The 12,611-nt window shown below is 29.5% G+C and carries 16 protein-coding genes; 14 read left to right on the top strand and 2 right to left on the bottom strand.

Features of this window, described 5'->3' with window-relative positions; all coding sequences use genetic code 11:
• The first annotated feature begins 69 nt into the window (after positions 1-69).
• The 7 genes from P8V03_RS08305 (at position 70) to P8V03_RS08275 (ending at position 6,155) form a co-directional block, all read left to right on the top strand.
• Positions 70-738 carry a phosphatase PAP2 family protein gene (locus P8V03_RS08305; RefSeq protein WP_318797835.1) on the top strand — a complete coding sequence of 223 codons (669 nt, stop codon included), beginning with the start codon at positions 70-72 and terminating at the stop codon, positions 736-738.
• On the top strand, positions 684-1,385 hold the full coding sequence (locus P8V03_RS08300; protein ID WP_318797834.1) for a response regulator transcription factor: 702 nt from the start codon (positions 684-686) through the stop codon (positions 1,383-1,385). The genes P8V03_RS08305 and P8V03_RS08300 overlap by 55 nt, the downstream gene beginning before the upstream one ends.
• Positions 1,375-2,871 carry a sensor histidine kinase gene (locus P8V03_RS08295; protein WP_318797833.1) on the top strand — a complete coding sequence of 499 codons (1,497 nt, stop codon included), beginning with the start codon at positions 1,375-1,377 and terminating at the stop codon, positions 2,869-2,871. The genes P8V03_RS08300 and P8V03_RS08295 overlap by 11 nt, the downstream gene beginning before the upstream one ends.
• A gap of 220 nt (positions 2,872-3,091) precedes the next feature.
• Positions 3,092-3,700: a hypothetical protein gene (locus tag P8V03_RS08290; protein WP_318797832.1), complete on the top strand. Its 609-nt coding sequence runs from the start codon at positions 3,092-3,094 to the stop codon at positions 3,698-3,700.
• 241 nt (positions 3,701-3,941) lie between these two features.
• The gene (locus tag P8V03_RS08285) at positions 3,942-4,847 is read left to right on the top strand and encodes an AEC family transporter (protein ID WP_318797831.1); all 906 of its coding nucleotides are present in this window, start codon (positions 3,942-3,944) and stop codon (positions 4,845-4,847) included.
• 14 nt (positions 4,848-4,861) lie between these two features.
• Entirely contained in the window at positions 4,862-5,632 is a 771-nt protein-coding gene (locus P8V03_RS08280; protein WP_261671656.1) for a histidinol phosphate phosphatase, read from the top strand.
• Positions 5,633-5,660: 28 nt separating this feature from the next.
• On the top strand, positions 5,661-6,155 hold the full coding sequence (locus P8V03_RS08275) for a flavin reductase family protein (RefSeq protein ID WP_261671655.1): 495 nt from the start codon (positions 5,661-5,663) through the stop codon (positions 6,153-6,155).
• A 526-nt stretch (positions 6,156-6,681) separates the two neighbouring features.
• Here P8V03_RS08275 and P8V03_RS08270 read toward each other — a convergent pair.
• Together P8V03_RS08270 and P8V03_RS08265 are read right to left on the bottom strand one after the other, a co-directional pair.
• Positions 6,682-7,095: a hypothetical protein gene (locus P8V03_RS08270; protein ID WP_318797830.1), complete on the bottom strand. Its 414-nt coding sequence runs from the start codon at positions 7,093-7,095 to the stop codon at positions 6,682-6,684.
• A gap of 1 nt (position 7,096) precedes the next feature.
• Entirely contained in the window at positions 7,097-7,297 is a 201-nt protein-coding gene (locus P8V03_RS08265; RefSeq protein ID WP_318797829.1) for a helix-turn-helix transcriptional regulator, read from the bottom strand.
• A 312-nt stretch (positions 7,298-7,609) separates the two neighbouring features.
• On the opposite strand from P8V03_RS08265, the gene P8V03_RS08260 reads away from it, so the two are divergent.
• The 7 genes from P8V03_RS08260 (at position 7,610) to P8V03_RS08230 (ending at position 12,571) form a co-directional block, all read left to right on the top strand.
• A complete protein-coding gene (locus P8V03_RS08260) occupies positions 7,610-7,954 on the top strand; it encodes a PadR family transcriptional regulator (RefSeq protein ID WP_318797828.1) in 345 nt (114 codons plus the stop codon).
• Entirely contained in the window at positions 7,947-8,570 is a 624-nt protein-coding gene (locus P8V03_RS08255) for a permease prefix domain 1-containing protein (RefSeq protein ID WP_318797827.1), read from the top strand. Before P8V03_RS08260 ends, P8V03_RS08255 begins: the two co-directional genes overlap by 8 nt.
• 111 nt (positions 8,571-8,681) lie before the next feature.
• Positions 8,682-9,467 carry a hypothetical protein gene (locus P8V03_RS08250; protein WP_261671651.1) on the top strand — a complete coding sequence of 262 codons (786 nt, stop codon included), beginning with the start codon at positions 8,682-8,684 and terminating at the stop codon, positions 9,465-9,467.
• A gap of 176 nt (positions 9,468-9,643) precedes the next feature.
• Positions 9,644-10,450 carry a DUF368 domain-containing protein gene (locus P8V03_RS08245; protein ID WP_318797826.1) on the top strand — a complete coding sequence of 269 codons (807 nt, stop codon included), beginning with the start codon at positions 9,644-9,646 and terminating at the stop codon, positions 10,448-10,450.
• Positions 10,451-10,674: 224 nt separating this feature from the next.
• A complete protein-coding gene (locus tag P8V03_RS08240) occupies positions 10,675-11,049 on the top strand; it encodes a GntR family transcriptional regulator (RefSeq protein ID WP_261671649.1) in 375 nt (124 codons plus the stop codon).
• Positions 11,050-11,052: 3 nt separating this feature from the next.
• The gene (locus tag P8V03_RS08235) at positions 11,053-11,919 is read left to right on the top strand and encodes an ABC transporter ATP-binding protein (protein ID WP_261671648.1); all 867 of its coding nucleotides are present in this window, start codon (positions 11,053-11,055) and stop codon (positions 11,917-11,919) included.
• The gene (locus tag P8V03_RS08230; protein WP_318797825.1) at positions 11,912-12,571 is read left to right on the top strand and encodes an ABC-2 transporter permease; all 660 of its coding nucleotides are present in this window, start codon (positions 11,912-11,914) and stop codon (positions 12,569-12,571) included. The genes P8V03_RS08235 and P8V03_RS08230 overlap by 8 nt, the downstream gene beginning before the upstream one ends.
• Positions 12,572-12,611 lie beyond the last annotated feature (40 nt).

Below are 12,611 nucleotides of genomic sequence, written 5' to 3'. Positions count from 1 at the left end.
GACATCTTATAATTTTACATATAGATTTTAGAAACATGAGGATAATCCATAAGAAAGGGTGATTATGAAATGAAGAGGTTAAAAGATAACATATTTCCATTAATGCTAATGCTATTAATACCGTTGGTGAATATTTTTTACGGTTATATAAATAATCCTAGAAGAGGAACACACAGCCTCGTGACGGATTTAGATAGAAGCATACCTTTTATAAAAGCATTTATAATACCCTATTTAATATGGTATCCCTTTATAATACTTACCCTAATATATTTATGCATTTACTATAGAGAAACTTATTATAAAACTATAAGTACCATAATTATAGGCATGCTTTTAAGTTATTTAGTATACTTTTTCTTCCAGACCACTGTTCCAAGGCCTATACTTACTGAAAATGATTCTCTTACGGAAGTTGTAAAATTTGTATATAAAACAGATAATCCTTTTAATTGTTTTCCAAGTATACATGTTTTAACCAGTTATGCTATGATAAGAGGGGTAAGAAAAAGCAGCTGTAGCAAATTAACTATTAAGTTAACCATTTATTTAACAGCTATACTTATAATTTTATCAACTGAATTTGTTAAACAACATGTTATTTTAGATATATTTTCAGCAATATTGCTAACTGATGGAATATATAGAACTATTGACAATTTGACTACAAAGAGGTGTTTAGTATGGAAAAAGAAACAATTTTGGTCGTGGATGACGAAAAAGAAATTAGAGATTTAATAGGAATATACTTAGCAAATGATGATTATAGGGTTTTAAAAGCAGGAAATGGAATAGAAGCTTTAAATTCCTTGGAAAAAGAAAATGTAGACTTAATAATATTAGATATTATGATGCCTAATATGGATGGAATGGAAGCTTGTATGCAAATTAGAAAAGATAAGAATATGCCAATTATTATGCTTTCCGCCAAGAGTGAGGACATTGATAAGATTATGGGCCTTACCACAGGAGCAGATGACTATGTTACTAAACCTTTTAATCCTTTAGAACTTATAGCTAGGGTAAAGTCTCAGCTTAGGAGGTATAAAAGACTAAACTCATCAGCGGCACTAGAAAAAAATGAGGCTGTGATTGAAGTAGATGACCTTTTAATAAACATAGATACTCATGAGGTTAAAAAAGGTAGTAGAGAAATAAAGTTAACGCCTAGAGAGTTTGATATATTATTATTACTTGCTAGAAACAAAGGTATAGTTTTTAGTATAGAAAAAATATATGAAATGGTATGGAAGGAAGAGTTTTTTCAATCGGATAATACGGTAATGGTTCATATAAGAAAAATAAGAGAAAAGGTAGAGGATAATCCAAGAAAACCTAGATTTATAAAAACTGTGTGGGGAGTTGGATATAAAATTGAAAATTAGGGTTCCCAAAATAATAAAGAAGCTTTTTAGTCCCGGTAGGAAATTGTATACACTGATTTTAAGTAAAGTTAGTAAAAGTATAAGAATGGAATTAGTTTTAGTGTTTGGAATATGTTTACTAGCTTCTATATTGGTGGGAAGTATAGTAAGTGATTCTTTTCAAGGAAGAAACGCTAGAATCGATTACACTACAGGCGTACGAAGGATATCAGAACAGGCAAGTTATATCGCTAATACCTTAAGAGAAGGAAAAGTAAGTGTAAATGATAAGGAGAAGGTACAACAGACTTTGCAGCATTCAATACAATCTGAGAATTTTAAAGTACTAATATCAGACCTAGATGGAAAGGTTTTATACAAATCAGCTAATTCCAATGAAACGCAGATAGACATATATAGTACAATAAAAAATGCAATGGAGACGGTTAGAGATTCTGAATATGGAAACAACTCAGCTGTGTATAGAAATAAAGAATATGTAAGCTTTTATCCTGTGAACTTTACAGATGCAAGGGGATATTTAATAGTAAGCGGAATGCCACAGGGAGAGATAGTTTATGATAAAAATAATAATAATTTGCCAGGCACAGTAGCAATACTAGTTACTTTTTTATCATCCTTTTACTTTATAACAAATAAAAAGATGAAATACATAGAGGTGGTATCTAAGGGGCTTTTAGAAATATCCAAAGGTAATTTAGATTATAGAATTAAAAAGTATGGAAATGATGAACTTGCTTCTTTAGCAAATAATATTAATTTTATGGCAGAAGAGCTTAAAAATAAGATAGAAAGTGAAAGAAAATCAGAAAGGGCAAAAAGTGAATTAATAACTAATGTATCTCACGATTTGAGAACACCTTTAACCTCAATTAAAGGATATTTATCACTAATTAAAGATAAAAAGTATTCACAGGATTCTCAGTTAGAGCAATATGTAAATATAGCCTACAGCAAGTCAGAAAAGCTTGAAGTTCTAATTAATGACTTATTTGAATATACTAAAATTGCTAATAATGGAGTTAGTTTAGAAAAACAAAATATAGCTTTAAATGGATTGTTAGAGCAGCTTATAGATGAATTAGTTCCTATTAGTGAAGAAAACAATGTGTCTATATTTAAAGAGTTTGTAGAGGAAAAAGTGATTGTTAGCGTAGATCCAAATAAAACTATGAGAGTATTCGAAAACTTGTTAATGAATGCTATAAGGTATAGCTTGAAGCCAGGAAAAGTTAAGGTAGTTCTTTATAAGGAAGAACAATTTGCTCTAGTAAAAGTGCAGAATAACTGTGACAACATAACTGAAGAGGATTTAGAAAAGATATTTGATAGATTTTATAGAGTAGAGAAATCTAGATCTACAGATACAGGAGGAAGTGGTTTAGGACTTGCTATAGCAAAAAATATTGTAGAGCTTCAAGGAGGCGAAATTGACGTAAACTATAACAATGGATATATAAGTTTTAATATTAAATTTAAACTATAAAAGGGCTAGAGACAAACAAACTTTAGCCTTATTTTAACCTTGAATAGAAACTATGCAACTGCTAGTGTTTAGGATAAAGTGAAAGATTTGAAAGAAAATAACAAGTTAAAAATATAAAAATGTGGTATAATTTAGTGTGTGCAATAAATTTAACTTGTGTTATGTTTAATTTTTAACAAATATTATATTATTCAAGAGGACAAGCAGGGGAGGGTTAATCATGGAGAGTAGTATTAAAGATAAGAATACTTTAATATTAGAACTTGTAGAGATTTCTACAAAACCAATATTTAGTTCGAAAAATTATTGGTATGAAAGCATCTATAATATTTTAAGGGGAAAGGCAGAAAACATTAAAACTGAAGAAGAATATATCAATATATTAAAATCAGAACTTCTTTATCTTAAAAGATTGTGGAATAGAGAATTGGACACAATTTATCAATGGGGGATAAAAGGTCAAATTCCAGAGGTAGATGAAATTAACAAAGTCATTGTTGAAATAGAAAATGAATGTGAAACTGCTGTAGTTAATGGTAAAATTACATTTAAAGATGGAAAAAGTATAAATAAGGATTATCTGCAGTTTATTGAGAGATATAATGCTATACCAGATTCAAAAGAAAAGATTAGAGCTTTACAAGAAGATTATATGTATCTTCGTATTAGAGATTACATTACTCTAAATATTTATCAGTTTCTTTCTGAAAATAAGGAATTATTATTAGGTTTATTTAAAGATAATGCTAAAGAAACTACCCAGAGAATTGCTGATTTAGTTTCTAGTGCTGCAGATGCTTGTATGTATCCCGATATAGAAAATGTTTAGTATATAAAATAGTAGATAGTCCCCTGAGGTAGTAAAAAGGTTTAACAGATATCAGTATACCTGTTTTCCGCCTCGGGGGTCTTATATACTATTTTTAAAATCACTATTGCATATGAAGTAATGATCTTCCCTATATAATTTTTTCTATAACAAATATATAAAAAACTTATAAAACAAATCCTTTATTTTTCTAGCATAAAAGTGTAAAATCTTAGTGGACACTAATTTTGGGGGAGATATTTTGAATAACAATGTAATAAATCAAGTAATAATATTATCATTAGTAATGATGGTTGGAGTATATGCAAGGAAAAGAAATATAATAACTGGAGAAACTAGAAAAAGTCTCTCAGACCTACTTATGAATATAACACTTCCTTTTTTACTTATATCTTCATTTAACTTTAACTACTCAGAGAACATGATTGTAAACGCTAGAACTATTTTTATATATTCTATACTTATCCATGTAATTCTAATATTTGCAAGCAAAATCCTAGCTTTTAAGTATCCAGAGAATTCTCAGAAAGTTTTAAGGTTTGTAACAATCTTTTCAAATTGCGGCTTTATGGGATATCCAGTTTTGGAAGGTCTCTTTGGAAAAATAGGGATTTTCTATGGAGCAATTTATAATATACCTTTTAATATATTTATGTTAAGTGCTGGCGTTATGATTTATACAGGTAAAAAGGACTTAAAGACATTAAAAAGTGTTTTAGTACATCCAGGCATAATTGCAACGGTACTAGGTTTTTTAATGTTTATTTTTCAAATAAAGTTGCCTTATCCATTATATACCACACTCAGCGTTGTAGGTTCAATGACTACACCTCTTTCTATGGTTATTGTAGGTGCAATGCTTGCAGAAGTTAAGTTTAAGGAGGTTTTTAAAGGAACCTTAGTATATTACGCTTCCTTTTTAAGACTTATGGTGGTACCGTTTCTTACTCTTTTTATTCTAAAATTGCTTAATGCAGACAGATTGCTGTTGCAGGTAAGTGTAGTTATTGAAGCAATGCCGGCAGCAGTGCTAGGATCAATATTTGCAGAAAGATATGGAGCAGATACAGCACTTGCATCAAGAAGTGTGTTTATAACAACTGTAATATCAATGATCACAATACCTATAGTGGTTATGTTTATTTAAAGGAGTGAAGGAATATGTTTGATACCCATGTTCATACTAAAATTTCCACAGATTCAAAAATGGAATTAGAAGATGCTATCAAATTAGCGAAGGATAAAGATATTTCACTAATAATAACGGAACACATGGATTTAAAATTTCCAAAGGAAGGATTATTCTGTTTCGATGCAGAGGACTATTTTAATCAATATGCTAAATACAGAAATGATAGGCTATTACTAGGAATTGAAATAGGGATGAAAGACGATTGTGTCTATGAAAGTAAAGAGTTAATAGAAAACTATCCCTTTGACTATGTACTAGGCTCAATACACTTAGTTAACAACTTAGATATTTACTATCCTAAATATTATGAAGGCGTTAGTAAAAAGGAAGCTTACAAAAGTTATTTTAATGCAATGCTTAAAGCAGTAAATGAATTTGATTTTATCGATAGCATGGGACACATAGATTATATTGCAAGATATTCAAAGTTTGAGGATAGAGAAATATACTATGAAGAGTTTTCAGAAATAATAGATAAAATACTAAAAACAATTATTGAAAAAGAAAAATGTATGGAACTTAATACCAGAAGACTTGATGATATAAAGGTAGCAAAGAATCTTATACCTATATATAAAAGATTTAGGGAGCTTGGAGGTAGAGAGATAACCTTAGGTTCTGATGCTCATAATTCACTAGCAATAGGCGGTAACTTTAGTGTTGCTAAAGAAATAGTAGACTTTTGTGACTTAAGAGTAGTATATTTTAAAGATAGAAAAAAACAATATGATAAAATATAAATATAGTTAGACTTTGGAGGGAACAAATATGGACTTTACTAAAAACTTAGAAAAAAATATGGAATTCTTACACAAGAAAGGGGCTTTTCTAACTACAAAGGTTGGTGACGAAGTTAATACAATGACTATAAGTTGGGGAAGTATTGGATTTATTTGGGGTAAACCTATGTTTACTGCATTAGTTAGAAAGTCAAGACATACATACAATCTTCTTGAAAAGGCAGGGGAATTTACTGTAAGCATACCTCTTGATGATAGTATGAAAAAAGAACTAGCATTATGCGGAACAAAGTCTGGAAGAGACATGAATAAAATTAAAGAAGCTAATTTGAAGCTTGAAGAAGGAAGAAGTCTTTCAACTCCTGTTATCAAAGGTTCAAAAGTTCATTTCGAATGTAAAGTAGTGTATAAGCAGCCAATGACCCCAAATCTTTTAGATGAAGCTGTGGATAACAATTCTTATGGAACTAAAGATTATCATACAATCTATTTTGGAGAAATAATAGACTGTTACGAAGAATAAGTATGATGCGACACAAAAGCTTGGGTGCACTGAACACCGGTGCGTTTGATAGAGGTATACTGCTCAAAAGCCCTCACTTCGGGAAGAAGATCTAATGCTGGCTCAACTTCGAAAATGAACTCAAACTCAATGCTTTCTTCGAAAGCTGAGTTTGAGTTAACATTTTCGAAATCGCCAGCATAAGACCTTCTAACCCTCATTCGAAGCTTTCTACACAGTATACCCCTATCTACACACCTGTTTTTAGTGTATACAAAGACTTTGTTGTGTCTGTCATCACACATAAAATTTATGCCACAGCATAACTAATAGATTAAAATAGAAGTAATATAATGTAATATTTAGGCGTTAAATCATAGAAATAAGAATGGGAGGCATGAGTTTGACAAGTTTCTATAATTAGTATTGCTAAATTTGATTAAATAAAAAGTCTTCAACAAAATTATGATTCTTATTGTTTGGGAAACTTACATAATTCAAAATCTCTAATTTTCATCTTACATATTATTCTCCAGTATATAACACTTTAATACTCTTTATTATATTTTGAGTGAAACATAACTATTAAAATTGCTTCCAAAAGCAATATTCCTACAGGAATGCATACTATCCATATTTCCACTCCCATTAATCCTAAGGAAAAACCAATAACCCCTAAAATTGGTGTCATTAGTTGATAGACTCGATAACTTGATTTGTATAGAATAAATTGATTTCTTTCATCATTATTAAGAATTTCATGTTTCTTTTGCAGTTTCATATCATCTCTCAAGGAATAACTTGTAAGTATTCTACTAATGACTGATGACAATGTCATTATTCCAATGCCTACACCAATTGCTAAAAGCCAGTTTTTTCTGTATGAAAATCCAATTAATGATATCCCAAAAATTAGTATTCCTACAACTAATAATGCACATTTCTTTTTATTTTTCTTCATATTATTCATCCTCCTCATAAATAAATATTTCTTCGATGCTAAGATTAAAATATCGAGCAATTTTAAATGCTAATATAATAGATGGATTATATCTTCCGTTTTCTAAAGAGCTGATTGTTTGCCTAGATACTTCTAAGATATCTGCCAGTTCTTCTTGCTTTATACCTCGTGCTTTTCTTATTTGTTCCAACTTATTCTTCACATTTATTTCCTCCATTTGTAAAGCTTGCTTTCCATTATTAGTATAATGGAAATTTAAGCATATGTCAAGTTGGCTTTACGTATATCGTAAAAAGTACAAGTCTACATAAAACTTTTGAATAAACTAAAAACAGATATATATCGCTATCTACACACCATTTTTCAGTGCACAAAACTTTTGTGTCGCAATAAACTGCCATTATTCATTTAGCTACAATTAATATAGTAATCTCCAATATTATATAGTATAATTGTACTTAATAATATAAAGTAGTATGTATAATGTAATAGTTTTATTAAGGAGGTGAAAGTATTGCAATTTGATAAAGAGATACTGAAGGGATATATTGATACAATGGTATTAAGTGTTTTACAAAACAATGATATGTACGGATATGAAATTGCTAAAAGAATAAGAGAAAAATCAAGAGAAGAGTTTGAGATAAAGGAAGCTACTCTGTATGTATCCTTAAAACGGTTAGAAAAAAAGAGTTATCTAGAGGGATACTGGAATGATGAGGAAGGTACTGGAGGAGGAAGAAGAAGATATTATAGAATTACTGAGGAGGGAAAAAGATATTTAACAGACAAGGTAAAAGAATGGAAGCTTCTAAAATCATTATTAAATAATTTTATGGAGGTTATGTTAGATGAATAAAATTGATGAATATATCGATAGTATTTATGGTAATTTTGATAATTTAGATAAAGATACGAAAATATTAAAAGAAGAAATGAGAAACCATCTGTATGAGGAAGTAGAAGAGTTAAAAAGGCAAGGATTAAGCGAAGAAGAGAGTATAAGCAGAGCCTTGGAAGGTTTTGGCCAGGAAAATTATGTAGTAGCTGAGATGAGCAATGTATTAAAAAGTCGTAATATATTTACCAAAATGCTTGTTAAAGCAGGGATTGCTGTTTTCGTTATAGCATGCTTTTTTCAAGTTGCAAGTATATTTTTCAGTAATGAAAGTATTCATTACTTTAGTTTAGAACTAACAAAAAATCAGTTAAAAAACAGCTCATATTTATTATTTGTAATTTCCCTAGCACTTTGGGACATAGCTTTCTATTATTATTACTTTATTAAAAAACTAGATCTAGTATTACTAGCTTTTATAGCTTGTGATTTTGTCATATGTGTACCTTTCTGGTTTGTATGGATTTTCTTTCCTCAGCATAAGGTGAAAAGCATGGCTTTTATAGTAGGTAGTACTTTCATAATAACCTTAATTATACGGATGTATTACATTAAAAGAAAAAATAATGATAAGTAAAGCATAAAATGGAAAAGATGAAGAAAGTAGGCTACAATATTACTTAACCTAAAGACAAGTGCAATAGTTTAGAAGATATGAATATATATTAAAAATAGGAGAGAGGGCCTTATGGGATTAATAAATAAGTTTACAAAGTTAGGAAAGTTAGCAGCTAGTTCTATTGAGGAAAATGTTAAAGGTAAGTTAGCAGAAAGTAAGATTAAAAGTATAGATAAAAAACTAGAAAACTTGGATGAAAAAGAAGGCGCTCATTTAATAATTGAAAAAGAAAATCTTGAAAAAAAGCTTAAGAAAGAAAAAAATGAAGAAGAGAGAAAAAGAAATAAAGTAAGGTCAGAATTAAAAGAGGAAGTTAAACACTCCATATTACAAAGGAAAAAAGACAATAAAAATCTAAATGTTATACAGAAAGTCCAAAAGGAATTTCAAGAAATTCCTATAGCTACTGTAGTAAATGACCTGGCAGAAGGGCTATCTGAGATAGAAAAAGCAAAAAAATGCATAAAAGTTAACCCTGAAAAGATTGAATGCTGGCTTGAATTAGCAGAATCTTTAAGGTTTTATAAAAAAGCTTTTGTAATTATAAATGGAATAAAAGCACCTATTGACCCAATAGGAAGCACTATCGATATTACATCAGAATTAGTTGGAGGATCTATAGAAAGTGCTCTAGATAAGGATAAATGGACTTATGAAAGAGCATTAGAACAAGCTAGAAAGCTAGGAGCTACAGAAAATCAAATAAAGGAGTTTGGCGAAAATTATAAGAGAAATGTTCTTGTTACAACAATAAAAGGAACAGGGCATATGGTTAAGAAGCAAAGTCAGAAATTATTAAAGACCAGTGAAAGGATTGTGGATTTTGCTGTAGATAAGCTAATTGAAGACAAATAAAAATGTAAAAAATTCTTAAACAATTTGTCTCAAGTTTGAACTTAAGGTTAAAAGTATTCTCTATAGGTTTACAGAAAGGCACTTGAAATTTATAATTCCTGTATAAACATAAATCTTTGTATATATAATTATCTATACAAAGGATGAAAATATAGTGTTTATTATAGGAGGATAAATTGAAAAAATTAATTAATTTTTTTAAGGGAATGGCAATTGCTGTAGCGACGCTAGTTCCAGGAGTCAGCGGGGGAACTATGTCCATAGTATTGGGAGTCTACGACGAACTTATTAATTCTATCAGTTCTTTCTTTAAGGATTGGAAAAAACATTTTGTTTTTTTAGCACAAATAGCATTAGGTGGGGCTATCGGTATTCTACTTTTCAGCAGACTAATAGAGAGTGCCCTTAGTAAATATCCCTTTGTGATGAGATTTTTCTTTATAGGGGTGATTCTTGGTAGTTTACCTCTATTATATAAGAAATCTATTTCAGTAAAAAGGAATAATAAAGATTTGATGTTTTTACTAGTAGGTTTGGGAGTTAGTCTTTTAATGTCTGCAGAGCCTGAGGGAATTGCTGCTTTAGCTGCAGCAGAAGGAATGAAAAGTATAATTTTTCTTCTGATTGCTGGAATAATTATTGCAGTGGCATTAATTTTACCAGGTATAAGTGCCTCCTTTATGCTTTTAACTTTGGGACTATATGATATTACATTAAGTTCCATAAATACTTTTAATATAAGATTTCTAATTCCATTGGGGATTGGAATAGTTATAGGCACCTTAGCTACTGTAAGAACCTTAGAAAAACTAATGCAAAGGTATCCCGGCAAAACTTATATGCTAATTATAGGTTTTGTAGTGGGTTCTTTAATGCCTGTATTTCCAGGGATTCCTCATGGAATCCATATTATACTGTCAACTACAGTCTTTGTACTTGGCTTTATATTAATATATTGGTTAGGAAAAAAAGAGATTAATTAAAAAGCTTACTCAGTCATATAAAAAGGATTTAGTATAGAAGTTTATAAGAATTTTCTATACTAAATCTTTTTTTATTTAGAAAAACTTTATTCTATTTGTCACCAATATGTTTATACTACCAGGTTAAAAAATTAAAATAATTTAATTTTTATATTTACATGATTGTTAATACTGTATATAATGTATATATACAGTATTTGCAGAAGAAGAGGTGATTAAAATAAATGAACATAATTATTTCTAATTCATCACAGGAGCCCATATATAGTCAAATTGTAACTCAAATTAAGCAATATATTTTAAAGGGTGAATTAGAGGAAGCGGAGACACTTCCGTCAATTAGGAACTTAGCAAAGGAGTTGCAAATTAGTGTTATCACTACTAAAAGAGCTTATGACGAGCTAGAAAGAGAAGGCTTTATAGTAACAGTTCCAGGTAAAGGAAGCTATGTTTCAGCTCAAAACAAGGAGCTGCTTAGGGAAAGCAGGATAAAGATTGTGGAAGAAAAGCTAATGGAAGCTGTTAATGCGGCACAAAGTATAAACTTAACATTACAAGAGCTTCAGGAAATGCTTAAACTTTTTTACGAGGAGGTATAGGAAGTGAATTCGATTCTAGAAGTTAAAAATCTAAATAAGTCTTTTAAGGACTTTTCTTTGAAAAATGTAAGTTTTTCTCTACCGAGAGGATTTATAATGGGATTTATAGGACCTAACGGTGCTGGCAAAAGCACTACTATTAAGTTAATAATGAATTTATTAAAAAAGGATAGCGGTGAAATTAAAGTCTTTGGATTAGATAATATTAAAAATGAAAAAGAAATCAAAAATAAGATAGGTTTTGTATACGATGAAAATTATTTTTATGAAGAACTGACTATAAGCGAAATGAAAAATGTCATTGCTCCACTATATAAATTTTGGGATAAAGACGCTTTTGATAAGCATATAAAAAATTTTGAACTTTCTCCTAAAAAGAAAATAAAGGATTTGTCCAAAGGAATGAAAATGAAGTTTTCCTTGGCAGTTGCTCTTTCACATGGAGCAGAGCTTCTGATAATGGATGAACCAACATCAGGCTTGGACCCGCTAGTAAGAGGTGAACTTTTGGATATTTTATCTTTTCTAATACAGGATGAAAATAAAGGAGTCTTTTTCTCAACCCATATAACATCAGACTTAGATAAAACTGCTGATTATATCACTTTACTTCATAATGGAGAGGTTTTATTTTCTACTGCTAAGGATGAACTTTTAGATAGTTATACTATTATAAAGGGGGATAAAAAACTTCTAAATGAAGCTGTTAAACAGAATTTTATCGGTATTAAAGAAAACAGCTTTGGCTTTGAAGGTTTATTGAGAGACAGGAATAGTATTAAAACTCTATTTAAAGATAATGTAATTGTTGAAAAACCAACACTAGAGGATATTATGTTGTATTCTACAAGGAGGAGTTTAAATGATTAATTTAATTATAAAAGATATTTTAGTGCAAAAAAAGACTATATTAATTTCTTTAGTGTATACTATATTTTTTATATTTACTTTTCAAGGTATGGGAAATGTAGGCTTTGTTGGATCAGTAGTAGCGATAGTTTACCTATTACTTAATACTTCCTTGGCATATGATGATAAAAATAAGTCTGAGATTATGCTAAATAGTTTACCTATAAAAAGAGAGGATATAGTTACTGCAAAATATGTTTCCGTGCTTTTATACTTAACTATTGGGATAAGTTTTTATTTTATATCAACTTTATTGATTAAATTAACTATGCTGCCTATTCAACTTAACACTGTTACAACTGTGGATATTATTAGTAGTATGATTTCTGTAATATTATTAATTAGTATTAATTTACCTTTGTTTTTTAAATTAGGTTATATTAAATCTAAAATGTTTAGTTTCATTTTGTTTTTCCTATTTTTCTTCGGAGCAGCGTCGCTAGCTGGATACCTAAAGAATAATAAAATTATTGGGACATCAGGGTTACTATTAGATTTTTTATATAATGGGTCAGATATTCAAATATTACTCTTTTTTATTGTAATTGTATTTATACTAGCTTTGGTTTCTTACGGAGTATCTATTATTCTTTATAAGAATAGAGAATTTTAGCCTGAATGAGAAAGCTTAAAAATGTTGATATAGCTTAGAA

The sequence above is a fragment of the Clostridium tanneri genome, assembly GCF_033659955.1.
Classification (GTDB): Bacteria; Bacillota; Clostridia; order Clostridiales; family Clostridiaceae; genus Clostridium_AM; species Clostridium_AM tanneri.
The sequence above is the reverse complement of the archived record's forward strand: the minus strand, read 5'-3'. Positions and strand labels throughout refer to the sequence as shown.

Bases quoted from the DNA above. Each gene is read 5' to 3' on its own strand.
- P8V03_RS08305 (WP_318797835.1), top strand. From the start codon at position 70: ATGAAGAGGTTAAAAGATAACATATTTCCATTAATGCTAATGCTATTA.
- P8V03_RS08300 (WP_318797834.1), top strand. From the start codon at position 684: ATGGAAAAAGAAACAATTTTGGTCGTGGATGACGAAAAAGAAATTAGA.
- P8V03_RS08290 (WP_318797832.1), top strand. From the start codon at position 3,092: ATGGAGAGTAGTATTAAAGATAAGAATACTTTAATATTAGAACTTGTA.
- P8V03_RS08280 (WP_261671656.1), top strand. From the start codon at position 4,862: ATGTTTGATACCCATGTTCATACTAAAATTTCCACAGATTCAAAAATG.
- P8V03_RS08275 (WP_261671655.1), top strand. From the start codon at position 5,661: ATGGACTTTACTAAAAACTTAGAAAAAAATATGGAATTCTTACACAAG.
- P8V03_RS08270 (WP_318797830.1), bottom strand. From the start codon at position 7,095: ATGAAGAAAAATAAAAAGAAATGTGCATTATTAGTTGTAGGAATACTA.
- P8V03_RS08255 (WP_318797827.1), top strand. From the start codon at position 7,947: ATGAATAAAATTGATGAATATATCGATAGTATTTATGGTAATTTTGAT.
- P8V03_RS08250 (WP_261671651.1), top strand. From the start codon at position 8,682: ATGGGATTAATAAATAAGTTTACAAAGTTAGGAAAGTTAGCAGCTAGT.
- P8V03_RS08240 (WP_261671649.1), top strand. From the start codon at position 10,675: ATGAACATAATTATTTCTAATTCATCACAGGAGCCCATATATAGTCAA.
- P8V03_RS08230 (WP_318797825.1), top strand. From the start codon at position 11,912: ATGATTAATTTAATTATAAAAGATATTTTAGTGCAAAAAAAGACTATA.